The sequence below is a fragment of the Aquabacterium sp. genome (assembly GCF_049274795.1).
Lineage (GTDB): Bacteria > Pseudomonadota > Gammaproteobacteria > Burkholderiales > Burkholderiaceae_C > Aquabacterium.
Genome location: NZ_JBASTH010000025.1, coordinates 42,177 through 66,100, shown reverse-complemented (window position 1 = coordinate 66,100; position 23,924 = coordinate 42,177). Strand labels below are relative to the sequence as shown.

At 67.2% G+C, this 23,924-nt stretch carries 18 protein-coding genes and 1 pseudogene; 7 read left to right on the top strand and 12 right to left on the bottom strand.

The features are described 5' to 3' along the window. Positions 1 to 50: 50 nt before the first annotated feature. The gene (locus tag WAQ08_RS03060; protein ID WP_422189165.1) at positions 51 to 908 is read right to left on the bottom strand and encodes a GNAT family N-acetyltransferase; all 858 of its coding nucleotides are present in this window, start codon (positions 906 to 908) and stop codon (positions 51 to 53) included. 164 nt (positions 909 to 1,072) lie between these two features. On the opposite strand from WAQ08_RS03060, the gene ptsP reads away from it, so the two are divergent. Continuing rightward, the gene (gene ptsP, locus WAQ08_RS03055) at positions 1,073 to 2,869 is read left to right on the top strand and encodes a phosphoenolpyruvate--protein phosphotransferase (RefSeq protein ID WP_422189164.1); all 1,797 of its coding nucleotides are present in this window, start codon (positions 1,073 to 1,075) and stop codon (positions 2,867 to 2,869) included. On the opposite strand, the gene WAQ08_RS03050 is transcribed toward ptsP, so the two are convergent. Beyond that, positions 2,870 to 4,774, bottom strand: coding sequence for an ATP-binding cassette domain-containing protein (locus tag WAQ08_RS03050; protein WP_422189163.1), 1,905 nt, complete (start codon positions 4,772 to 4,774; stop codon positions 2,870 to 2,872). 214 nt (positions 4,775 to 4,988) lie between these two features. Here WAQ08_RS03050 and WAQ08_RS03045 point away from each other — a divergent pair, with 214 nt between their 5' ends. Both WAQ08_RS03045 and WAQ08_RS03040 read left to right on the top strand, forming a co-directional pair. Further along, positions 4,989 to 6,971 (top strand): hypothetical protein, encoded by a 1,983-nt coding sequence (locus WAQ08_RS03045; RefSeq protein WP_422189162.1) that lies wholly within the window; start codon positions 4,989 to 4,991, stop codon positions 6,969 to 6,971. Further along, entirely contained in the window at positions 6,968 to 7,747 is a 780-nt protein-coding gene (locus WAQ08_RS03040; protein WP_422189161.1) for a response regulator, read from the top strand. The genes WAQ08_RS03045 and WAQ08_RS03040 overlap by 4 nt, the downstream gene beginning before the upstream one ends. Here the strand turns inward: WAQ08_RS03040 and gshB are convergent. The 6 genes from gshB to glnK all read right to left on the bottom strand — a co-directional run bounded on the left by gshB (position 7,737) and on the right by glnK (position 15,406). After that, positions 7,737 to 8,684 (bottom strand): glutathione synthase, encoded by a 948-nt coding sequence (gene gshB / locus WAQ08_RS03035; protein ID WP_422189160.1) that lies wholly within the window; start codon positions 8,682 to 8,684, stop codon positions 7,737 to 7,739. The genes WAQ08_RS03040 and gshB overlap by 11 nt on opposite strands. Further along, positions 8,681 to 9,880 carry a benzoate/H(+) symporter BenE family transporter gene (locus tag WAQ08_RS03030; RefSeq protein ID WP_422189159.1) on the bottom strand — a complete coding sequence of 400 codons (1,200 nt, stop codon included), beginning with the start codon at positions 9,878 to 9,880 and terminating at the stop codon, positions 8,681 to 8,683. The genes gshB and WAQ08_RS03030 overlap by 4 nt, the downstream gene beginning before the upstream one ends. Positions 9,881 to 9,921: 41 nt before the next feature. Next, on the bottom strand, positions 9,922 to 11,808 hold the full coding sequence (locus tag WAQ08_RS03025) for a potassium transporter Kup (protein WP_422189158.1): 1,887 nt from the start codon (positions 11,806 to 11,808) through the stop codon (positions 9,922 to 9,924). Positions 11,809 to 11,870: 62 nt separating this feature from the next. Next, positions 11,871 to 13,166, bottom strand: coding sequence for a glutamate--cysteine ligase (gshA, locus tag WAQ08_RS03020; protein ID WP_422189157.1), 1,296 nt, complete (start codon positions 13,164 to 13,166; stop codon positions 11,871 to 11,873). Between the two features lie 248 nt (positions 13,167 to 13,414). After that, the gene (locus WAQ08_RS03015; protein WP_422189156.1) at positions 13,415 to 14,965 is read right to left on the bottom strand and encodes an ammonium transporter; all 1,551 of its coding nucleotides are present in this window, start codon (positions 14,963 to 14,965) and stop codon (positions 13,415 to 13,417) included. Positions 14,966 to 15,067: 102 nt separating this feature from the next. Beyond that, positions 15,068 to 15,406, bottom strand: a complete 339-nt coding sequence (gene glnK / locus WAQ08_RS03010; RefSeq protein ID WP_422189155.1) for a P-II family nitrogen regulator — start codon at positions 15,404 to 15,406, stop codon at positions 15,068 to 15,070. A 361-nt stretch (positions 15,407 to 15,767) separates the two neighbouring features. Between glnK and WAQ08_RS03005 the strand changes: the two genes are divergently transcribed. Continuing rightward, on the top strand, positions 15,768 to 17,360 hold the full coding sequence (locus WAQ08_RS03005) for a YifB family Mg chelatase-like AAA ATPase (protein WP_422189154.1): 1,593 nt from the start codon (positions 15,768 to 15,770) through the stop codon (positions 17,358 to 17,360). A gap of 190 nt (positions 17,361 to 17,550) precedes the next feature. Beyond that, positions 17,551 to 17,868 carry a hypothetical protein gene (locus WAQ08_RS03000; protein WP_422189176.1) on the top strand — a complete coding sequence of 106 codons (318 nt, stop codon included), beginning with the start codon at positions 17,551 to 17,553 and terminating at the stop codon, positions 17,866 to 17,868. 153 nt (positions 17,869 to 18,021) lie between these two features. On the opposite strand, the pseudogene WAQ08_RS02995 reads toward WAQ08_RS03000, so the two are convergent. Next, positions 18,022 to 18,594, bottom strand: a pseudogene (locus tag WAQ08_RS02995) (error-prone DNA polymerase); the annotation flags it as partial. Continuing rightward, positions 18,539 to 18,898 carry a hypothetical protein gene (locus WAQ08_RS02990; RefSeq protein WP_422189153.1) on the bottom strand — a complete coding sequence of 120 codons (360 nt, stop codon included), beginning with the start codon at positions 18,896 to 18,898 and terminating at the stop codon, positions 18,539 to 18,541. The gene WAQ08_RS02990 and the pseudogene WAQ08_RS02995, both read right to left, overlap by 56 nt. Before the next feature lie 216 nt (positions 18,899 to 19,114). Between WAQ08_RS02990 and WAQ08_RS02985 the strand changes: the two genes are divergently transcribed. Beyond that, positions 19,115 to 20,143, top strand: a complete 1,029-nt coding sequence (locus WAQ08_RS02985; protein ID WP_422189152.1) for a Fe(3+) ABC transporter substrate-binding protein — start codon at positions 19,115 to 19,117, stop codon at positions 20,141 to 20,143. Positions 20,144 to 20,171: 28 nt separating this feature from the next. Here the strand turns inward: WAQ08_RS02985 and WAQ08_RS02980 are convergent, their stop codons facing one another. Continuing rightward, positions 20,172 to 21,860, bottom strand: a complete 1,689-nt coding sequence (locus WAQ08_RS02980; RefSeq protein WP_422189175.1) for an ABC transporter permease — start codon at positions 21,858 to 21,860, stop codon at positions 20,172 to 20,174. A 48-nt stretch (positions 21,861 to 21,908) separates the two neighbouring features. Between WAQ08_RS02980 and WAQ08_RS02975 the strand changes: the two genes are divergently transcribed. Continuing rightward, positions 21,909 to 23,024, top strand: a complete 1,116-nt coding sequence (locus WAQ08_RS02975) for an ABC transporter ATP-binding protein (protein WP_422189151.1) — start codon at positions 21,909 to 21,911, stop codon at positions 23,022 to 23,024. On the opposite strand, the gene WAQ08_RS02970 is transcribed toward WAQ08_RS02975, so the two are convergent. After that, positions 23,015 to 23,920, bottom strand: coding sequence for a polysaccharide deacetylase family protein (locus WAQ08_RS02970; RefSeq protein WP_422189150.1), 906 nt, complete (start codon positions 23,918 to 23,920; stop codon positions 23,015 to 23,017). The two genes, WAQ08_RS02975 and WAQ08_RS02970, sit on opposite strands and share 10 nt — an antisense overlap. Positions 23,921 to 23,924: the final 4 nt, after the last annotated feature.

Sequence of the window (23,924 nt, the reverse complement as noted above, 5' to 3'; positions counted from 1 at the left end):
TCTATGCGCTGCGCGTGTAGTTTCGTGAAGCGGGGGTCAGAAGGGGCCCATCAGGCGCCCAGGAAGTGGCGGCGGTAGCGGGCCGGCAGGTCGGCGATGCGCATCATCATCGGCAGGTCGGCGGTGTTGAAGTCTGGATCCCAGGCAGGCGCGCCCAGGATCTTGGCGCCGCAGCGCAGGTAGCCCTTGATCAGCGCGGGCGGCTCGACGGCCAGGTGGCTGTCCAGGTCGGCCACGGGCAGGGGCAGGCGGGGGCGCACCTGCCACTCAATGGGGGCCAGGTGGGTGTGGCGCAGCTGCTCCCACAGGCTGGCGGCCACGTGGCCACCGTCGCGCATGCTGATGCTGGCGCAGCCGATCATGGTGTCCAGCTCGTTGCGCACCATGAACTCGGCCAGCGCGCCCCACAGGGCCATGATCACGCCACCCTGGCGGTGGTCGGGGTGCACGCAGGAGCGGCCCAGTTCCACCATCTTGCCGCGCAGCGGGCGCAGGCGGGTCAGGTCGAACTCGGTCTCGCTGTACAGGCCGCCCACGCGCTTGGCGGCGGCGGGTGTCAGCACACGGTAGGTGCCAATGACCTCGCCGGGTTCACCGTTGCTGCCTTCCAGGCGCACCAGCAGGTGCTCGCAGTAGGGGTCGAACAGGTCGATGTCATGGCCGGCGGGGCTGCCGGCGGGCACCGTCAGGCGCGCGCCCATCTCTTCCGCGAAAATCTGATACCTCAGGCGCTGGGCCGCGAGAACATCCTGCGCAGTGCGTGCCCAAACGACTTCCAGTTTCGGCGCTGCCGCAGCATCGGGGTGTGCGGAGCCACGGTGAAGGGACCTCCGGGACGGCGCGGAGCCGCGTGAGAGCGAAGGAGTCAGGTCCGACAGCGGCAAGGTAGGCAAGGGCAGATCCCGCATCGTCATCTCCGGGTTGGTCATCAATGCCCGGAAGTGTGGTCAGCAGGCGTGACGACGCCATGAACCTTGTGTGACGGAACCATGACGTGCCGCAAGGCCCATAAGGGGGACATCCTGGTTAAATCCGGAGACCCTTAAGACGGGTGAACTGCTAGGATCCCAACATGAGCATCCAGATCTTCGGCCTGCCAGTTTCACGGGGGGTGGCCATCGGTCGCGCCGTGCTGGTCGCGTCCGGACGTGTGGACGTGCCCCACCATTTCATCGACCCCAACCGGGTCGATGAAGAATTCGCGCGCCTGACCGATGCCCGCGACACGGTGGCCATCGAGTTCGACACCCTCAAGCGCGACCTGCCCAGCGATGTGCCGGCCGAACTGGCCGCCCTGCTCGACGTGCACCAGATGCTGCTGCAGGACGAGGCCCTGATCGGCGCCGCCGGTGACTGGATCCGTGAGCGGCACTACAACGCCGAGTGGGCGCTGTCCGCCCAGCTCGAGGTGCTGGCCCGCCAGTTCGACGAGATGGAAGACCCCTACCTGCGCGAGCGCAAGGCCGACCTGGAGCAGGTGGTCGAGCGGTTGCTGCGGGTGCTGAGCCGTGCCGCAGGCCTGCCGGCCATGCAGCCCCATTCGCGCGATTTCGGCGGTGACGAGCCCCTGGTGCTGGTGGCCAGCGACATTTCGCCGGCCGACATGCTGACCTTCAAGCGCAGCGTGTTCACCGGCTTCGTGACGGACGTGGGCGGCAAGACCTCGCACACGGCCATCGTGGCGCGCAGCATGGACATCCCGGCCGTGGTGGGTGCCCGCCAGGCCAGCGGCCTGATCCGGCAAGATGACTGCATCATCATCGACGGCGATGCCGGCCTGGTGATCGTCGACCCGTCGCCCATCGTGCTGGAGGAATACCGCTTCCGCCAGCGCCAGAGCGAGCTGGAGCGCAGCCGCTTGGCCCGCCTGCGCCACACGCCCGCCGTCACGCTCGACGGCGAGCGCATCGAACTGCTGGCCAACATCGAGATGCCCGAGGATGCCCCCGTGGCGCTGGAGGCCGGTTCGGCCGGCGTGGGCCTGTTCCGCAGCGAGTTCCTGTTCATGGGGCGCGGCAGCAACCTGCCCGACGAGGAAGAGCAGTACGACGCCTACCGCCGCGCGATCGAGGGCATGAATGGCATGCCCGTCACCATCCGCACGGTGGACATAGGCGCCGACAAGCCTTTGGAGGGCATGACGCCCAGCGAGTTGCGGCATGAATCCGTGCTCAACCCGGCGCTGGGCCTGCGGGCCATCCGCTGGAGCCTGTCCGAGCCCAGCATGTTCCGCCGCCAGTTGCGGGCGCTCTTTCGCGCGGCCGCGCATGGCCCGGTCAAGATCCTGATCCCGATGCTGGGCAGCGCCCACGAGATCCGCCAGACGCTGGAGCAGGTGGCCCTGGTGCAGCGTCAGTTGTCCGAATCGGGCAAGCCGATCGGCAAGGTGCAACTGGGCGCGATGATCGAGGTGCCGGCCGCGGCGCTCACGCTGCCCGTGTTCCTCAAGCACTTCGATTTCCTGTCCATCGGCACGAATGATCTGATCCAGTACACGCTGGCCATCGACCGGGCTGATGAGGCGGTGGCCCATCTGTACGACCCCTGGCATCCGGCGGTGCTGAATCTGGTCCACCAGACCATCCAGCAGGCCAACGCGGCTGGCCGTGGTGTGAGCGTGTGCGGTGAAATGGCGGGTGATCCGGCCTTCACCGAACTGTTGCTGGCCATGGGCCTGCGCAGCTTCTCGATGCACCCCACGCAGGTGGCGGCGGTCAAGCAGCGCGTGCTGCGAGCGGACACGCGCCGCCTGGCGGGCGCGGTCGACATCGTGCTGGCCAGCGATGAGCCCGAGAAGGCCTGGGCCGAGGCGCAGGCGGCCGGCAACGCGGCAGCAGCCTCCGCGACGCGCATGGCGTCGGCGGCCTGATCAGGCCCCGCCCAGCGTTTCCCAGCGCTCCAGCAGCACCAGCAGTTCGTCGTCGATGGTGGCAATGCGGGCCTGCAGGCCGGCGATGCTGTGGGCGTCCTGCTTCTTGTACAGGTCCGGGTCGGCCAGCGTCTTGTTCAGTTCGGCCTGCTCTTCTTCCAGGGCCTCGATGCGGGCGGGCAGTTCGTCCAGCTCGCGCTGCTCCTTGTAGCTGAGCTTCTTCTTGGGCTTGCTGGTGGCCGGGGCGGTCGAGGGGGCCGGTGCGGCTGGTGCTGGTGCTGGTGCAGGGCCTGCCGCAGCCTTTGGCGGGGTCGATTTGGATGCGGCCAAGGCCTGCGCACGGCGTGATTGCACCAGCCAGTCTTCCACGCTGCCTTCGTACTCGCGCCAGCGGCCTTCACCCTCGGCCACGATCGAGCTGGTGATCACGTTGTCCAGGAAGCGCCGGTCGTGGCTGACCAGGAAGACGGTGCCGGGGTAGTCGGCCAGCAGGTCTTCGAGCAGGTCGAGCGTGTCGATGTCCAGGTCGTTGGTCGGCTCGTCGAGCACCAGCACGTTGCTGGGCCGCGCGAACAGGCGTGCCAGCAGCAGGCGGTTGCGCTCGCCGCCGCTGAGCGTGCGCACGGGCGAGTTGGCGCGCGCGGGTGAGAACAGGAAGTCCGTGAGGTAGCTCATCACGTGCTTGCGCGAGCCGTTGATCTCGATCCACTCGCTGCCCGGGCTGATGAAATCAGCCAGCGTGGCATCGAGGTTGAGGTTGTCGCGCATCTGGTCGAAGTAGGCCACGGCCAGGTTGGCGCCCTGGCGCACGGTGCCGCTGTCGGGCGCCAGCTCGCCCAGGATCAGCTTGAGCAGCGTGGTCTTGCCCGCGCCGTTGGAGCCGATCAGGCCGACCTTGTCGCCGCGCAGGATGGTGCCGGTGAAGTTCTTGACGATGTCGCGCTCGCCATAGCGCTTGGACACGCCCTCCAGCTCGGCCACGATCTTGCCGCCGCGCTCGCCTTGGGAGACCTCCAGCTTCACGCGACCGACCACGTCGCGGCGGGCGGCGCGGGTCTCGCGCAGCACCTCCAGGCGCTTGATGCGGGCCACGCTGCGCGTGCGGCGGGCTTCCACGCCCTTGCGGATCCAGACTTCTTCTTGCGCGAGCAGCTTGTCGGCACGCGCGTTGGACACAGCCTCGTCGGCCAGTTGCTGGGCCTTGAGCGTTTCGTAGGCGGCGAAGTTGCCAGGGTAGGAGCGCAGCGTGCCGCGGTCCAGCTCGACGATGCGCGTGCACACGGCATCCAGGAAGGCGCGGTCGTGGCTGATCAGGAAGACGCTGCCCTTGAAGGCCACCAGCAGCTCTTCCAGCCAGGTGATGGCGTCCAGGTCCAGGTGGTTGGTGGGCTCGTCGAGCAGCAGCACATCGGGGCTGGCCACCAGCGCGCGGGCCAGGGCCACGCGCTTCTTGGTACCGCCGGACAGGCCGTCAATGGGCAGCTCGGGCGACAGGCGCAGGCGCTGCAGGGTTTCATCGACGCGCTGCTCCCAGTTCCAGCCGTTGCGAGCTTCGATCTGGGTCATCAGGGCATCCAGATCTTCGCCGTCGGCGTGGGCCTCGAAGCGCTCGCGCAGGCTGCGCACCTCGCCCAGGCCTTCGCTCACGGTGCTGAACACGGTGGCGCCCGGGGCGAAATCGGGCTCCTGCGGCACGTAGGCCAGCTCGGTGCCGCTTTGCAGCTGCAGCACGCCGTCGTCCGGCTTTTCCAGGCCGGCCAGGATCTTGAGCAGGGAGGATTTGCCCGTGCCGTTGCGGCCGATCAGGCCGACGCGCTCGCCGGTTTCGAGCGAGAAGGCGGCATTGTCGAGCAGGGCAACGTGGCCGAAGGCCAGTTGGGCCTGGCTGAGGGTCAGAACGGCCATGGTGTGGGCAAAAAGGAGAAAGCTGGGAAAACGTGAAAGACAGGCCGCGGGCCAGGGGCTGGGCCGCGAGGCCGGCGGGCGGCCGAATCCCCGATTGTCGCCGCATCGGCGGGTTGGGCGCCAATTCCCTGGAAGCCTGGGGGTGCGCTGCACGGTGGGAGAGGTCACAATCTCGGCCATGCATGATCGATCTCGGTTACAGCGCCGGGCCTGCGTGGGAGGACGCCGGACCACCAACCGCCTGGGGCTGCTGCTCTGGGCGGTGCTGTCGTGCGCCCTGTGGCTGATCGCGGTACCGGCGCGTGTGGCGCAGGCTGCGGCGCCGGAGACCACGACGTTGACGGCGCCAGCGGATACCCAGGCCGAGGCGCGTGCCGCCGCCGTGGTCCACCCGTGGGTGGATCTGCCGCAAGACCAGGTCACGGTGCTGCCCGAGGCCTGCCTGCTGGCCGAACTGCAGCCCGGCTTGCCGCCGGATGACGCCGCGCCCTGGCTGCACGTTCACCTGCCGCACCGCTGGAAGGACACGCACCCGGGCTTCGAGGGCTCGATGTGGTACCGCTTTCGGGTAAAGCTGCCCGCCACGCCCCAGGCCTCCTGGGCCATCTACCTGCCGCGCGTGGTGATGAACGCGCAGGTGTGGGTCAACGGCGTGGCACTGGACTACACCGGCTCTATGGCCGATCCGGTCACGCGGCACTGGTACGTGCCCCTGCTCTTCAACGTGCCCTCCAACCTCTGGAAGCCGGGTGACAACCTCATCCACGTGCGCGTGGCCAGCGGCTACCAGGCCCGCAATGGGCTGGCCCCCATCCAGATCGGCCCGGTGGACCAGGTGGCGACCATCTACCAGCACCGCAAGTGGGCCCAGGTCGATGGCGTGCAGATCGCGCACGTGGCCATGATCACGCTGGGCCTGGTGATGGTGACCGTGTGGCTGCGCGACCGCACGCAGTCGGCGTTCGGCTTCATGGGGGCATCGGCCTTGTTCTGGGGCGTGAGCACCTTGATGCTCATCAGCCCGACGCCCTTCTTTGACCTGCGGGTGTGGGAGCGGCTGAGCTACACCGCCACGGTCTGGTATCAGCTGGCGCTCACGGCCTTCTTCTTCCGCTTCACCGAGCGGCCCTGGCCCTGGGTAGAGCGCTTCGTCATCACTCTGATGGTGCTGCTGCCGGCCTACTACGTGTTCTTCCCGCGCTTTGAGATCACCGCCCTGATGTTCGCGCTGATCTATGCCCTGGCCCTGACCGGCATGGTGGCGGCCATCGGCCATGTGCTGCGCGCGCGCCGCCCCGATGGCGCCTGGCTGGTGCTGGGCTGCGGCCTGCTGGTGCCTGCCGGCGCGCACGATGTGATGGTGCAGATCGGCAGCCTGCCCTTCGACGAGGTGTACTGGCTGCCGGCGGCCGGGCCGGTGATGATCGCCTGCACCTTCATGATCCTGGTGGGTGATTACGCCCGCTCGCGCCAGGCCCTGGCCGACCTGAACGCCGGGCTGGCCAGCCGAGTGACCGAGCGTGAGCAGGCCCTGCGCGAAAGCTTCGAACGCCTGACCGCGCTGGAAAGCGCCCAGGCCGTGTCGGCCGAGCGCAGCCGCATCCTCAAGGACATGCACGATGGCGTGGGCGCGCACCTCACGTCGGCATTGCGCCAGCTTACGGCCACGCCGCAGGGTGAGGTCGACGTGCCCCTGGTCACGCAAACCCTGCGCGATTCGCTGGACCAGCTCAAGCTGTCGATCGACGCGATGTCGCTGCAGCCGGGCGATGTGGTGGGCCTGCTGGCGAGTTGGCGCTTCCGCCTCACGCCGCGCCTGAAGGCCGCCGGGTTGGAGTTGGTGTGGGATGTCGATGACCTGCCGCCCTGGCCGCCTGGCCAGCCGCCCGTGTTGCGCCAGGTGCAGTACATCTTGTTCGAGGGCCTGTCCAACGTGCTGCAGCACTCGGGTGCCACGCGGCTGGTGCTGTCGGCGCGCGTGTTCGATGACCACCTGCGCCTGAGCCTGATCGACAACGGCCGAGGCTGGCATACGTCACCCAAGGCCTCGGGCCATGGCCTGCAGACCATGCAGGGGCGAGCCTCGGTGATCGGTGCGCGGCTGGAGTTCCTGGTGCCCGCGCAGGGAGGTCTGGAGCTGCGCCTGAGCCTGCCGCGCAGTGGCCAGCCCGCATCTGCCTTATCCTCCGCGGCATGAACACCGTCGGCAACAGCGTGTGGCGCGTCGTGGTGGTGGAGGACAACCACCAGCACCGCGAATTCCTCGAATCCTGTGTACAGGCCCATCCGGGCCTGTCGCTGGCGGGTGCCTTCTCGACCCTGGCGCCGGCCCGCGCCTGGTTCCAGGCCAACGATGCCGACCTGCTGCTGATCGACCTGGGCCTGCCCGATGGCAGCGGCCTGACCTTGATGCGCGAGGTGCATGCCCGCTGGCCGGCCTGCGACATGCTGGTCGTCTCCATGTTCGGCGACGAAGAGAACGTGGTCGCCAGCATCGAGGCCGGCGCCGTGGGCTATGTGCACAAGGACGACGACGCGGCCGACATTGCGCAGACCTTGCTGGCCGTCAAGCAGGGCGCATCGCCCATTTCGCCGATGATCGCGCGGCACCTGCTGCGGCGCATGCAGCCCTTGTCGCGCGGGCAAGCCGCCTCGCTTGATGAGGTTGCCTCCCAAGCCACCCCCTTGCCCACCAAGGGCACAGGGCAGGAGGGCGATGACGCCGCCCCCGTGACGCTGTCGCGCCGCGAGCAGGAGGTGCTGGAGTTCATCGCGCGCGGCTTCTCGTACGCCGAGATCGCGCGCCAGCAGGGCATCACCGTGCACACGGTGCAGACCTACATCAAGAAGCTCTACGGCAAGCTGGCCGTGCACTCACGCAGCGAGGCTGTGTTCGAGGCGCACCGTCTGGGCCTGCTGGACACCTTCAGCGCGCCGGCCAAGTCGGACAGCCCGTCGTCGATCAAGCGCTGAGCTGCTGCTCCAGCGCATCGATGAAGCGCGAGGCCACGTCCCAGCCCGTCTGCTGCGTGATCTCCTGAAAGCACGTCGGGCTGGTCACGTTGATCTCGGTCAGGCGGTCGCCGATGATGTCCAGGCCCACCAGCAGCAGGCCGCGCGCAGCCAGGATGGGGGCCAGCGTTTCGGCGATGGCGCGGTCGCTGGCACTCAGCGGCTGGGCCACGCCCTTGCCGCCGGCGGCCAGGTTGCCGCGCACCTCGGTGCCCTGCGGGATGCGGGCCAGCGCATAAGGCACCGGCTCACCACCGATCAGCAGCACGCGCTTGTCGCCCTGCTTGATGGCCGGCAGGTAGCGCTGGGCCATGATCGTGCGGGTGCCCAGCAGGGTCAGCGATTCGAGGATGCTGCCCAGGTTCAGGGCATCTTCCTTGACTCGGAAGATGCCGGCGCCGCCCATGCCGTCCAGCGGCTTGAGGATCACGTCGCCATGCTCGGCGTGGAAGGCCTTGATCGCCTCCACATCGGAGTTGACCATCGTGGGCGCGATGAACTGCGGGAACTCCAGGATCGCCAGCTTCTCGGGGTGCTCGCGCAGCGCCTGGGCGCGGTTGAACACGCGGGCACCTTCGCGCTCGGCCTGGGTCAGCAAATGCGTGGCGTAGAGGTACTCGGTGTCGAAAGGCGGGTCCTTGCGCATCACCACGGCGTCCACGTCGCGCAGCGCGATGCGGGCTTCTTCTTCCACCGCGAACCAGTCCACCTCATCGCCTGTCAGGCGGATGCGGCGGGCGGCCGTGCTGACGGGCGAATCCTGCTGCCAGCCCATCTCGCGAGCCTCGCAGGCCCACAACTCGTGGCCGCGTCTGGTGGCCTCGCGCATCATGGCGAAGGTGCTGTCCTTGTAGGTCTTGAAGGTGGCCAGCGGGTCGGCAACGAACAGCAGTTTCATGGCGAATCGGCAGAATCGGGTGACGGGGCCCTGTAGTGTTCCACGAACAGCGCAATCGCGCCGGCGACCAGGCCCCAGAAGGCTGAGCCCACGCCCCACAGCGTCATGCCCGACAGCGTCACCAGAAATGTGATCAGGGCCGCCTCACGGTGCGCGATGCCGCTCAAGGCCGTGGCCAGGCCGCCGCCGATGGTGCCCAGCAACGCCAGGCCAGCCACACCGATCACAAGGGTATGCGGGAAGGCCGCCAGCACACCGGCCACCGCGCTGCCCAGCAGCCCCATGGCGATGTAGAACAGGCCCGACCACAGCGCGGCCGTGTAGCGCTTGCCCGGCTCGGCGTGCGCATGCGGGCTGGTGACGATGGCCGCCGTGATGGCCGCCAGGTTGAAGGTGTAGCCGCCGAAGGGCGCCAGCAGCAGCGTGAACACGCCCGACCAGCTCATCATGGGCGACACAGGCGGCTTGTAGCCCGCCACGCGTATGGCCGCCACGCCCGGCACGGCCTGCGAGGCCATGGTCACGATGAACAGCGGCACGCCCATGCCCAGCGCTGCTTGCCAGGACCAGGCCGGCATCACCAGCACGGGCGAGGTCAGCCCGCCGTTGAACGCCGCCGTGTTGAGCAGGCCCTGCGCCACCGCCACGGCCACACCGCCGGCCAGCACCCCCAGCACGGAAAAGCGCGGCCAGAAGCGCCGCCCCAGCAGGTACAGCGCGAACATGACGACGACCAGCAGCGGGTGCTCGGTGGTGCCTGCAAAGGCCATCAGCGCGAACTTGGTCAGGATGCCGGCCAGCAGCGCCGCGGCCAGCGTGGCCGGGATGCGGTTCATCAGCTTCTCGAACCAGCCGGTCAGCCCCGAGAGCAGCATCAGCAGGCCGCACACCAGGAAGGCGCCCACCGCCTCGGGCATCGTGATGCCGCCCGCGCCACCGGCTGCCGCCGCGATCACGGCCGCACCGGGCGTGGACCAGGTGATCAGGATGGGGATGCGCGTCCACAGCGACAGGCCGATGGTGCCCACGCCCATGCCGATGCCCAGCGCCCATACCCATGAGGCCGCCTGCGCCGGCGTGGCGCCCAGCGATTGCGCCGCGTGGAAGACCAGCGCGATGGTGCTGGTGAAGCCCACCAGCGTGGCCACGAAGCCCGCCGCAAAGGCCGCGAAGGATGAATCCGCCGCTGCCCGCATCAGGCGCGGGATGACGGCGTTTTCGGAGGTGGGAGAGGGGTTCAGATCTCGACCTTGGAGCCCATCTCGATGACGCGGTTGGTGGGCAGGCTCAGGAAGTCGGCAACACCGGCCGCGTTGCGGTGCATGGAGGCGAACAGTTTCTCACGCCAGGGCGCCATGCCGCTGCCGATGGTCGGAATGACGATGTCGCGCGACAGGAAATAGCTGGTCTCCATGTCGTCGAGCTGCACGCCGCGCTGCTTGAGCAGCTTGAGCGCTTCGGGCACGTCGGGCTCGTTCTTGAAGCCGAAGTGCAGCATCACCTGCCAGCAGTCCTTGCCCAGGGGTTTGAGCTCCACGCGCTTCTCGAAGCCGATCCAGGGCACCTCGTGCGATCGCACGGTGACGAACAGGTTCTGCGCGTGCAGCACCTTGTTGTGCTTGAGGTTGTGCAGCAGCGCGTTGGGCGTGGTGCCCGCATCGGCGATCAGGAACACGGCGGTGCCGGGCACGCGCGTGGGCGGGCTGGAGAACACCGCGTCCAGGAAGGGCTCGAGCTCGATGGAGTCGGTGCGCAGGCGCTCGCTGAGCAGCGCGCGGCCTTCCTTCCAGGTCATCATCAGCGTGAACATCACGCCGCCGATCAGGATCGGGAACCAGCCGCCATCGATCACCTTGACCACGTTGGCGCTGAAGAACAGCAGGTCGATCACGAAGAAGAAGCCCGTGGCGAACAGGCACAGCGCCAGCGACATCTTCCAGGCGTAGCGGATCACGAAGAAGGTCAGCACCGTGGTGATCAGCATGTCGATGGTGACCGTGATGCCGTAGGCCGCCGCCAGCTTGCTGGCCGAGCCGAAGAACACCACCGCCAGCACGATACAGGCGTACAGCGCCCAGTTCACGAAGGGGATGTAGATCTGGCCCGTCTCGACCACCGAGGTGTGCAGGATGCGCAGGCGGGGCAGGTAGCCCAGTTGGATGATCTGCTTGGTGACCGAGAAGGCCGCCGCAATCAGGGCCTGCGAGGCGATCACCGCCGCGAAGGTGGCCATCACCACCAGCGGGTACAGCGCCCAGTGCGGCGCCATCTCGAAGAAGGGGTTGTTGATGTTCTCGGGGTGCTGCAGCAGCATCGCGCCCTGGCCGAAGTAGTTCAGTACCAGCGCAGGCATGGCCAGCGCGAACCAGGCCATGCGGATCGGCTTCTTGCCGAAGTGGCCCATGTCGGCGTAGAGGGCTTCGACCCCGGTGGCGCACAGGATGATGGCGCTCAGGGCCACGAAGGCCAGCATCGGGTGGTTGACGATGAAGCTGATCGCGTAACGCGGGCTCATCGCGGCCAGCACGGCCGGGTTTTTCACCACGTGGATGAAGCCCAGCACCGCCAGCACCAGGAACCACGCGACCATGATCGGCCCGAAGAACTTGCCGATGCCGCCCGTGCCGTGCTTCTGCACCATGAACAGGATGGTCAGGACCACCAGGGTGATGGGCACCACGAAGCGCTCCAGCCCCGGGGCCGCCACCTTCACGCCTTCCACGGCTGAGAGCACCGACACCGCAGGCGTGATCACCCCGTCACCGAAGAAGATGGCCGTGCCGAAAATGCCAATGGCCAGCAGCACGCGCCGCAGCACGGGCCTGTCCTTCACGGCGGTGGAGGCCAGGGCCAGCATGGCGATCAGGCCGCCTTCGCCGTTGTTGTCGGCGCGCAGGATCAGCGTCACGTACTTGAGCGAGACGATGATCGTCAGCGTCCAGAACATCAGCGACAGGATGCCGTAGATGTTTTCTGCCGTGACCGGCAGGTGCCCGTGGGTGAAGGCTTCCTTGAAGGCGTACAGGGGGCTGGTGCCGATATCGCCATAGACGATACCGATGGCGCCCAGCGTGAGCGCACCCAACTGAGCGCGGCTCAGCGTTTCTTTGGAGCTTGGTTGCACGGGAACTCGTTGCGGATCAGAGCGGAAGCCGCATTGTGCCGTGAACCAGGCTCAAATGAATATCACTCGTAGACCTCGGCGTTCGGGTCGGTGGCTTCCAGCTCGTAACTGGCGGCCAGCATGGCCAGGCGGCCGACCACCCCGTACATGTAGAAGCGGTTGGGCACGCTGGCACCGGGTTTGGCCCCCGGTTTGGGCAGGTGCGAGGGCTCGGCGAAGGCCAACGGCACGAAGCTGGAGCCCGGTGCGTTCAGGTTCTCGTCGATGCCGCGGTCGGCGTGCACGCGGTAGAAACCGCCCACCACGTAGCGGTCGATCATGTAGACCACCGGCTCGGCCACGGCCTCGTTGATCTGCTCGTAGGTGGGCACGCCCTCCTGGATGATCACGCGGCTGACCTCCTGGCCATCCTTGACCACCGACATCTTGTTGCGGGTGCGGCGGCTCAGGTCGGCCAGGTCTTTCGCATCGCGCACGGTCATGATGCCCATGCCGTAGGTGCCGTTGTCGGCCTTGACGATGACGAAGGGCTTCTCGTTGATGCCGTATTCCTTGTACTTGCGGCGGATCTTGCCCAGCAGTGCGTCGACCTGGGTCTGCAGGCACTCGTTGCTGCCATCCTCCTGGAAGTTGACCTCGTCGCAGACGGCGTACATGGGGTTGATCAGCCACGGGTCCATGCCCAGCAGCTTGGAGAACTTCTTGGCGACTTCCTCGTAGGACTGGAAGTGCTGACTCTTGCGGCGCACGGCCCAGCCCGCGTGCAGCGGCGGCAGCAGGTACTGCTCGTACAGGCCTTCGAGCACGGGCGGGATGCCGGCCGACAGGTCGTTGTTGAGCAGGATGGTGCAGGGGTCGAAGTGCTTGAGCCCCAGGCGGCGCTTGGTACGCACCAGGGGTTCGAGCGTGAGGTTGCTGCCGTCGGGCAGGTTGAGCGTGGTCGGCTCGGTGATGGTTTCATCGAGCGAGCCCAGGCGCACGTTCAGGCCGGCGGCCGAGAAGATCTCGACCAGGCGCGCCACGTTCGTCAGGTAGAAGCTGTTGCGGGTGTGGCGCTCGGGGATCAGCAGCAGGTTCTTGGCCTCAGGGCAGATCTTCTCGATCGCGGCCATGGCGGCTTGCACGGCCAGGGGCAGCATCTCCGGTGTCAGGTTGTTCCAGCCGCCGGGGTAGAGGTTGGTGTCCACCGGGGCCAGCTTGAAGCCGGCGTTGCGCAGATCGACCGAGGTGTAGAAGGGGGGCGTGTGCTCCATCCATTCCAGCCGGAACCAGCGTTCGATGGCGGGCATGGATTCCAGCATGCGCTGTTCGAGCTCGTTGATGGGGCCGGTCAGCGCGGTGATCAGGTGTGGAACCATGGGGTGGTGCTCTTCGAAGTCGTCTGCGGTGTGGTGGCAATCATTGTAGGAGCTTGGAACGGCAGCGCCGCATCGCGACATGAACCGCGCTCTTTTCGTGACGATGTGCCCACGTTGGGGCACGTTGGCGGATTTCCAGGGGCTGCTGCCGAAGAAGATCACCTTGTCCGAAAAAGCAAAAAAGGGCTGCCCGGAGGCAGCCCTTTGGCTTGTCGTGAAGGGAACCCGTTGCGGGGTTCCCGTCAGGATCACTTGTGATACGCGGTTTCGCCGTGCGAGGTGATGTCCAGACCTTCGCGCTCTTCGTCCTCGGGGACACGCAGGCCGATCACCAGATCGACGATCTTGTAGGCGACCACGGAGACCACACCCGACCACACGATGGTGATCAGCACGCCCTTGAGCTGGATCCACAGCTGGCTGGCGATGGAGTAGTCAGCACCCGAGACCATGGCGACGGTCGTCCAGTCGGCGACCAGCGAGGGGCCACCCAGGTTGGGCGAGTTGAACACGCCGGTCAGCAGGGCACCCAGGATGCCGCCGATGCCGTGCACGCCGAACACGTCCAGCGAGTCGTCGGCGCCCAGCAGTTTCTTCAGGCCGGTCACGCCCCACAGGCAGATCAGGCCGGCCAGCAGGCCGATGATCAGGGCACCACCGATGCCGACGTTGCCGGCGGCGGGGGTGATGGCGACCAGGCCAGCGACAGCGCCGGAAGCGGCCCCCAGCATCGACGCCTTGCCCTTGAGCAGCGCTTCACCCACGATCCAGCCCAGCACGGCAGCGGCGGTGGCCACCAGCGTGTTGGCGAAGGCCAGGGCGGCGAAGCCGTTGGCTTCCAGGGCGGAGCCGGCGTTGAAGCCGAACCAGCCCACCCACAGCAGCGAGGCACCGACCATGGTCAGCGTCAGCGAGTGCGGGGTGAAGGCTTCCTTGCCGTAGCCGATGCGCTTGCCGACCATGTAAGCACCCACCAGGCCAGCGACGGCGGCGTTGATGTGCACCACGGTACCGCCGGCGAAGTCCAGCGCGCCGTGTTGCCAGATCAGGCCGGCCTTGCTGTTCATTTCAGCAGCGACTTCAGCCGTGGTGTAGGCGTCCGGGCCCATCCAGAACCAGACCATGTGGGCCATCGGGATGTAGCTGAAGGTGAACCACAGGACCATGAACAGCAGCACGGCCGAGAACTTGATGCGCTCGGCGAACGAGCCCACGATCAGCGCGCAGGTGATGCCGGCGAACGTAGCCTGGAAGGTGGCGAACACGATCTCGTACATCGGCGTGCCCTTGGAGAAGGTCGCGCCCAGAGCGAAGGTGCCGGCGTTGTTGTCCCAGATGCCCTTCATCATCAGGCGATCAAGGCCACCGATGAAGGCATTGCCTTCGGTGAAGGCCAGGCTGTAGCCGTAGACGAACCACAGCACGGCGATCAGCGAGAAGGTCACCATCACCTGCATCAGCACGGACAGCATGTTCTTGCTGCGCACCAGGCCGCCGTAGAACAGGGCCAGGCCGGGGATGACCATCAGGATCACCAGCACGGTGGAGACCATCATCCAGGCGGTGTCGCCCTTGTTGGGGGTGGGCGCAGCAGCGGCCGGCTCGGCAGCAGAAGCGGCAGCTTCGGCGGCCACCGGTGCGGCGGCGGGTTCAGCAGCAGGCGCTGCGGCAGGTGCGGTGTCGGCGGCCGCCGACGCGGCGGCAACTGGGGTCGCGGTAGCGGTGTCCTGGGCGTGCGATACGCCCAGCAGACCGAACGCTGCGAGACCCAGTGCGATCGACGCAATGAGTTTTCTCATGGATTGCCTCTTGGAATCGGGTTGAATGTGGACAGGAGTCAGGGCCGTGGCGCACCAGCATAGGCTGGTGCCGGCTCGATCAGAAAATGGCGATACGCGGTGTCAGAGCGCGTCCTTGCCGGTCTCGCCGGTACGGATGCGGATCACCTGCTCGAGCGAGGTCACGAAGATCTTGCCGTCGCCGATCTTGCCGGTGCGTGCGGCAGATTCGATGGCTTCGATCACGCGGTCGATGATGGACTCGTCGACGGCCGCTTCGATCTTGACCTTGGGCAGAAAGTCGACCACATACTCCGCGCCACGGTACAGCTCGGTGTGGCCCTTTTGGCGACCGAAGCCTTTGACTTCGGTCACGGTGATGCCTTGGACGCCGATGGCGGACAGGGCCTCACGCACTTCATCAAGCTTGAAGGGCTTGATGATGGCGGTCACCATTTTCATAGAGGGGCTCCTTTAAGGTGAAAAGCTTTGCGGGGACTCGGACTGCATGATCCATGCCATCGCGGACTGTTGTGACGCTCTCACGGACAGGGGCGTGAACGAGCACCAAAACAAAGCAATCCACTCTCTGGGCACCGTGATGGTGCATTAATTTGGTGCATTTGTCTGCGCCTGTCACAGCCGGTTCCCGTTTGCACAGCGGTGGTGCCATTTGGGTGCCGGGGCGTGTTCCATCCTGGGGCTTGAGTGGCCGGCCGGGGCCCCCCATCAGAGGGAGCTGCCAGGCGCGCTTTCTCCGCACAATCGGCCCATCCGGCGGGCATGACCCTGCCGGCATCGACATCGATTCAGGAGAGACGCCATGACGCTGGCAGTGGTCCGCAGCCGCGCGCTGGACGGGTTGAATGCGCCCGAGGTAACCGTGGAGGTGCACCTGGCCAATGGCCTGCCTTGTTTCACGCTGGTCGGCCTGGCCGATACCGAGGTGAAGGAGGCGCGCGAGCGTGTGCGCGCCGCGCTGAGCAACAGCGGGCTGGAGTTCCCGCACAACAAGCGCATCACCGTGAACCTGGCGCCGGCCGATCTGCCCAAGGAGTCAGGCCGTTTCGACCTGCCGATGGCCGTGGGCATCCTGGCCGCGCTGGGCCATGTGGATGCACGGCGGCTGGAGGGCATGGAGTTTGCCGGCGAGCTGTCGCTGGGCGGTGAACTGCGGCCGGTGCGCGGCGCGCTGGCGATGGCCCTGGCGCTCAGGCGTCGGCAGGCGGGCCCCTTGCCTGATGGCCATCCTGCGGTGGATGCCACGGTGGACTGCGCCCCCGCTGCGCGCACCCTGGTGCTGCCCATGGCCAGCGCCCGCGAGGCCGCACGCGTGGAGGGCGTGACCTTGCTGGAGGTCGAGCACCTGTCGCAGGTGGTGGCCGCGTTGCGCCCCGAGCGCGAGGGGGAACCGCCACCCGAGCCCTTGCGGGTGGCCCGCCCTGATGCGATGCTGCAGGCGCTGCCCGCTGTCGCATTCGGCGATCTGCGCGATGTGAAAGGCCAGGCCGCAGCCAAGCGCGCGCTGGAGGTGGCGGCTGCGGGCGCGCACAGCCTCTTGATGATCGGGCCGCCGGGCACGGGCAAATCCATGCTGTCGCGGCGCCTGGCCTCGGTGCTGCCCCCGTTGACGCAGGACGAAGCCCTGGAGGCGGCAGCCGTGCAGAGCCTGGCCGGAGGCTTCAAGCCAGAGACTTGGTTGATGCGGCCCTGGCGTGCCCCGCACCACTCAGCGTCTTCGGTGGCACTGGTGGGTGGAGGTTCGCCACCCAGACCGGGCGAGATCTCGCTGGCGCACCGTGGCCTGCTCTTCCTCGATGAGATCCCCGAGTTCCCAAGGGCCGCGCTGGAGGCCTTGCGCGAGCCGCTGGAGACGGGCCACATCACCATCTCGCGTGCAGCCCGGCGCCATGATTTCCCCGCGTGCTTCCAACTGGTGGCCGCCATGAACCCCTGCCCCTGCGGGCACCTGGGCAATCCGCTCAAGGCCTGTCGCTGCACACCCGATCAGGTCACGCGCTACCAGGCCCGCCTGAGCGGCCCCTTGCTGGACCGCATCGACGTGCAGGTGGAGGTGCCCGCCGTGGCGCCCGAGGTGCTGGCCGGCGCACCGGATGGCGAGCCCAGCGCCGTAGTGGCCGAACGCGTGCTGCGCGCGCAGGCTGTGCAACGCGCCCGCCAGGGTTGCCTCAATGCCGCGCTCGATGGCCGGGGGCTGGATGAGCATGCCGCGCTGGAGCCGGCCGCGCAGCAGTTTCTCAAGACGGCCAGTGCCCGGCTGGGCTGGTCCGCGCGCGGTTTTCACCGGGTGCTGCGGGTGGCGCGCACCATCGCCGATCTGGCGGGCACGGACACAGTGTCGGCCGCCCAGGTGGCCGAGGCCATCCAGTACCGCAGGGCTTTGCCGGGTGCATGAGGTGCGTGTGATATCCCACTGAAGGGGGAGGAATGGCCAGATTAGCTTGTGCGGGAAGTTACAGATGTGCACAATGCGGGTCGCCGCCTGAATCAATCGATTCGGAGCGGACGGGCTTTCCTCCCTGAGCCCGTGAGCCTGTTTGCAGGACTTGAGCCACGGATTCATTCCGTGGCTTTTCTATTTCCCCATGACCGAATTGCACCACCTCACCGTTGATCTGAGCGAGGACACCGATGGCGTCGGCACGGTCGAGGTCATTGCATCGACGGACCCGAGCCAGGCCGATGCGGTGGATGCCGAGGTGCAGTTGGTGCTGGGCTGGGCCTGGCGGCGCTTTCCAGACAGCCATGGCCCGCTGGACGAGAGGCGTGACTGGGACCATGACCTGCAGGTGGTCACCGAAACCACGGCGGGCCGTGCCTGGCGCACGGTAACGCTCACGCTCAGTGGCTCGCCGGCCTTCATCGCGGCGTTCGCCGAGCAATTCGGCAGCGCGCTGGAATGACGTGATGTGACGCTGCGTGAGTCTCAGTGAAAGTCCCGGCTGTGGATGCGCAGGCCTTGCAGCAGCGACGTGAGATCCTCCAGGTGATGCGCCATCCACGTTCTGCCAGGTGCCGTGCACGGCCAGCAACTGTGCTTGCAGCAGGGCCGAGCAGCAGTTGTCGCGCACGCTGCGCCAGACCACCACGTTGACGCTACCGGTCTCGTCCTCGATGGACACGAAAAGCGTGCCCTTGGCGGTCTGCGGTTGCTGGCGCATGGTGACCAAGCCGCAGACGCGCGCCGGCTTGCCGTTGTCCAAGGTCTGCAGTGCGGCGGCGCTGTGAAGCTTGCGTTGCGTGAGCGCCTTGCGCAGCAGGGCCAGCGGGTGGCGCCGCAAGGTCAGGCCGGTGGCGGCATAGTCGATGTTGATCTCGTCGGCCTCGGGGGCCGCGGGCAGCAGCAGGGCCTGTTCATGCACGGGGGCTTCGCGCAGCAGGGGCGGGGCCTTGTGCCGGACGGTGGCCTCCCATACCTGCTGGCGCCGGTGGCCGGCCAGGCTCTGCAGCGCATCGGCGGCGGCCAGGTGGCGCAGGTCGGCCTGGTCGGCCTGGTCGAGCTGGGCGCGGCGGGCCAGGTCATCCACATTGGCGAAGGCCTGCTGCAGGCGAGCGGCGACGATGCGTAACGCCTCAGTGAACCCAATGCTCAGGCCGATTGAGCCCCGTCTGCAAGGACCGATCGACATGGGCCAGCCAGCGATCGGGCATCACCTTGCTTTCCGTCGTCATATCGATGGCCTCGATGATGCGCGCCAGCTGGATGACCAGGGGTTCGTCCTGCGGGCCGCCGCGGACCAGGATCAGGCCCTGCTGGGGCATCACCTCCAGCACATCGACCGCCACGTTCTGGCGTTGGCCATCACGGTCCTGGTGTGTGAGCTGCCACCTGGCCAGAGGCGCGAAACGCCGTTCGCCCAGGCGGATCCAGGCCTGGCTGAGGGCCATGGTCAATGTGTCGGGAGACGACACCGCGTTGAAGATGTTTGCCATGGTCATCAGCTCCAAGTCAGCACCAAAGGATGAGCCTGGATCGTAGGCCGCGGGCCTGCGCGTGTAACTCCCGCTGAGGTGGGCCCCCGGATGGGGGAAGCAAGGTCGCAAAGTGAACAGAAGCTGAATAATTCTCGTTTCTCGTGTAATCTCGCGACTCTCACCCTGGCCCGCCATGCGGCAGGCCGCTACGTCCAACGACTGAGGATCGCGCTCATGGTTTCTTCCTTCTTCCGCCTGCCTTCGCTCACGGCAGTGGCCCTGGCCACGGCAGCCACCCTGGCCCATGCTGATGACAAGGTCGTCAACATCTACTCGGCCCGCCACTACCAGACCGACGAGGCGCTGTACACCAACTTCACCAAGGCCACCGGCATCAAGGTGAACCGCATCGAAGGCAAGGAAGACGAGCTGCTCGAACGCATCAAGAACGAAGGCGCCCGCTCGCCCGCCGACATCCTGATCACCGTGGACGCCTCGCGCCTGGAGATCGCCGACAAGGCCGGCGTGTTCGCCCCACTGCAATCGAAGGTGCTGGACCAGCGCATCCCCGCCAACCTGCGCACACCCAACTGGATCGCCTTCTCGACGCGCGCGCGCATCGTGGTCTACAACAAGGCCAACATCAAGGCCGAATGGGTGCAGACCTATGGTGACCTGGCCCACCCGCGCCTGAAGAACCAGGTCTGCGTGCGCTCGGGCTCGCACCCCTACAACCTGTCGCTGGGCGGCGCCTTCATCGCCCACCAGGGCGAGGCGCAGGCCGAAGCCTGGGCGCGTGGCCTGGTGCAGAACTTCGCACGTGCGCCCAAGGGCGGCGACACCGACCAGATCAAGGCCGTGGCCGCGGGCGAATGCGGCGTGGCCATCTCCAACAGCTACTACCTGGCCCGCCTGATGCGTTCGGACAAGCCTGAAGACAAGAAGGTGGTCGACGCACTGGGCGTGGTCTGGCCCAACCAAGCCACCTGGGGCACTCACATCAACGTGTCGGGTGCCGGCATCGTCAAGACCGCGCCCAACAAGGCCAATGCCGTCAAGTTCCTGGAGTACCTGAGCAGCAACCAAGCTCAGGCCTACTTCGCCGAGGGCAACAACGAGTGGCCAGCCGTGCCCAGCGTGAAGATGACGAACCCGGCGCTGCAGAAGCTGGGCACCTTCAAGGCCGACAAGCTCAATGTGGGCGAGCTGGCCAAGAACGCCGCCACGGCCCAGAAGCTGTTCGACCGCGCTGGCTGGCGTTGATTGAGGCGGCCCTTGCGCACCGCCACGCTCAAGGGGCTTGCGAGCCCCAGGGCAGGCGGCTGCGCATGATCTGGCGGCTCAGCACGATCAGCGGCAGCAGGCCCACGGCCACGATGGTCAGGGCCGCCGTGGAGGCTTCGGCCAGGCGTTCATCGGCCGCCAGCGTGTAGGCCTGTGTGGCCAACGTGTCGAAGTTGAAGGGGCGCAATACCAGCGTGGCCGGCAACTCCTTCATCACGTCGATGAAGACCAGCAGCATGGCCGTGAGCAGGCTGCCACGCAACAGCGGCAGGTGCACGCGGCGCAGCACGGCCCACGGGCCCAACCCCAGGCTGCGCGCGGCCTGGTCCATGCTGGGCGTGACCTTGAGCAGACCGGCATCGACCGTCTGCACAGCGGGCGTCAGGAAGCGCACCACGCAGGCGTACACCAGCCCGGCGATGCTGCCGGTGATGAGCAGGCCGCCCTGCCAGCCCAGGTGCAGGTCCAGCCAGTTGGTGAGGGCCACATCCACCCGTGTGACCGGGATCAGCACACCCACGGCGATCACCGTGCCCGGCAGGGCATAGCCCAGTGCGCCCAGGCGATGGATCAGGCGCACCGGGGCGACTGGTTGCAGCCGGGCCGCGTAGGCCAGCAGCAGCGCGAGCAGCACGGCCAGCACCGCCGTGAGCGCGGACACCGTGACGCTGTTGAAGGCCAGTTCGATGAAGCGCGGACCGAACTGCGCATCGCCCTGGCCGATGGCCATGTGCAGCAGGATGCCCGCCGGCAGCACAAAGCCGCCCATCACCGGCACCAGACAGAGCCCCATGGCCAGCAAGCCGCGGGCACCGCCGAGCCGCACCGTGCTTTGCCGAGAACGGCGCTGGCTGGTGTCATGGAAGCGCGCACGCCCACGCGAAAGTTGTTCCAGCACCAGCACCAGGACCACGAAGCCCAGCAGGGCCGACGCCAACTGGGCCGCAGCCACGCGATCACCCAGCGAGAACCAGGCGCGGTAGATGCCGGTGGTGAAGGTCTGCACACCGAAGTAGGACACGGCTCCGAAATCGGCCAGCGTCTCCATCAGCGCCAGCGCGACACCGGCAGCAATGGCGGGGCGTGCGAGCGGCAGGGACACGCGCACGAAGCTGCGCCACGGCCCCAGGCCCAGCGCCCGGCCTACCTCCAGCATGCCCGCAGCACGCTCCAGAAAGGCGGTACGCGCCAGCAGGTACACATAGGGATAGAGCACCAGCGAAAACATCACCACAGCGCCACCCAGCGAGCGCACATCCGGGAACCAGTAATCGGCCCGTGTCCAGCCAAAGGTCTCGCGCAGCCAGGTCTGCACGGGGCCGACGAACTGCAGCAGGTCCGTGTACGTATAGGCCATCACGTAGGCGGGCATGGCCAGTGGCAGCACCAGGGCCCATTCAAGCAGACCGCGCAAGGGAAAGTCGTGCCGGCTGACCAGCCAGGCCGCCCCCACCCCCATGGAGGCCGTGCCCAGGCCCACGCCGAGGCACAGCCACCAGGTGGACCACAGGTAATCGGGCAGAACCGTGTCGGCCAGGTGGGTCCAGGTATCGCCTGTGCCCGGCAGGAAGACCTGCGCCACCACCGCCATCACAGGCACGATCAGCAGCGCCCCCACCAGCACGGCCAGCACCACCAGCCAGGAGGTGGTCAGGCGCGGCTTGGCGGTGCGAAGGGGCGATGTGGCCAGGATCATCATGGGCAGCGGGAATTATCATCGCAGCCTCAGATCCTGTTCAGCCTCATGTCCGTCGCCTCCCACCGCACATTGCCGCCCTCTCCACCGCAAGGCCCGGGCTGGCTGGTCGTGCAGAACCTGTCTTTGCGCTACGGGGCCAAGGCCGTGGTCGATGGGCTGGGCTTCTCGCTGCCCAAGGGCGTGATCGCCTGCCTGCTGGGCCCGTCGGGTTGCGGCAAGACCTCGGTGTTGCGGGCGCTGGCGGGCTTCGAGCCCATCACGAGCGGCCACGTCATGCTGGGCGATCGGCTGCTGAGCGCGCCGGGGCAGATGCTGCCGCCCGAGCAGCGCCGCATCGGCATGGTGTTCCAGGACTACGCCCTGTTCCCCCACCTCACGGTGGCACGCAACGTGGGCTTCGGGCTGCTGGGGCGTGCCGATGCACCAGCGCGTGTGCGCGAGATGCTCGACATCGTAGGCCTGGCCCATGTGGCCGACCGCCATCCGCATGAGCTGTCAGGTGGCCAGCAGCAGCGCGTGGCCCTGGCCCGAGCCCTGGCGCCCCAGCCCGAGGTGCTGCTGCTCGACGAGCCCTTCTCGAACCTGGATGTGTCGCTGCGCGAACGGCTGGCTGGCGAGGTGCGCGAGATCCTCAAGGCCACGCAAACCACGGCGGTGATGGTGACGCACGACCAGCACGAGGCCTTCGCCGTGGCCGATGTGGTGGGCGTGCTGACCGAGGGGCAGTTGCAGCAATGGGACACGGCCTATGCGCTGTACCACCAGCCGGCCAACCGCTTCGTGGCGGATTTCGTGGGGCAAGGGGCCTTCGTGCATGCGCAGGTGCTCGATGCGCAGCACCTGCGGCTTCAGATCAGCGAGGTGCAGGGCGAGGATGCCGTGGTCACGACCAGTCAGGCCCGGCCCTTCACCCCAGGCACCACGGTCGAGGTGCTGCTGCGCCCCGATGACGTGCTGCACGACGATGCCAGCCCCATCCAGGCCCGCGTGGTGCACAAGGCCTTCAAGGGCGCTGAGTTCCTGTACACGCTGGCCCTGGCCGATGGCACGCGGTTGCTGTCTCTGGTGCCCTCGCACCATGACCACGCCATCGGTGAATCCATTGGCATCCGGCTCGATGTGAGCCACGTGGTCGCCTTCGAGGCCCAGGCTCAGCGCTGAGTGAACTGGGGCACCACCGGCAGGCCTTCCGTCTCGCCATAGCGCTCGGTGCGCGGCGCCCAGGTGCCTGCGTCGATGCACTGGCGCACATGCTGGGCGATGTCGCGCATGGGCGCGAACCACACGCCGCCCTTGTCCACCATCTTCTCGATCATCTGGTGGGTCTGGCGCCAGCGTGCCAGGCGGCCTGACAGGAAGGGATGCCACACCGGCACCCACAGGCCGCCGTATGCCCACGCGGCCTCGAACTCTTCCCACCAGTTCTGCCACGCGAAGGCCGGCGCCTGGATCGGCATCTGGAAACCGAACTCGGTGCTGTGCATGAAGGGTGGCCAGTCATCCATGCCCCAGTGAGAAGGCAACTCCAGCAACTGGCCGCGCTGCGCCTGGATCAGGTAGGGCACGTCATCGCCCATCAACGAAGCGTCGTACTGGATGCCGGCTTCGAGCAGCAGGTCGGTGGAGCGGTGCGAGTAGTTGTACAGCGGCGCACGCCAGCCCACGGGCTTGATGCCGGTGATCTTCTCGACCGAGGCCAGGCTGTGGTGCAGCCAGAAGCGCTCTTCCTCATCCGACAGCTCATTGGGGTGCTCGTGCAGCCAGCCGTGGCCGGCCACCTCATGGCCGTCCTTCACCATGGCCTCGACCGCGTGCGGGTAGCGCTCGGCGCACCAGCCGGGCACGAAGAAGGTCTGCTTGATGCCGAAGTGGCGGTAGCTCTCCAGGATGCGTGGCACGCCGATCTGCGGGCCATAGCGCAGCTGCGAGGCGGTGGACACCATCGTGTGCGCCTTGTCCTTGTAGGACAGGTGCAGGATGCTCTCGGCATCCATGTCGAAGGTGAAGGCCACGGCACAGCGCGCACCATTGGGCCAGGGAACGGGGTTGCTGATCATGGTG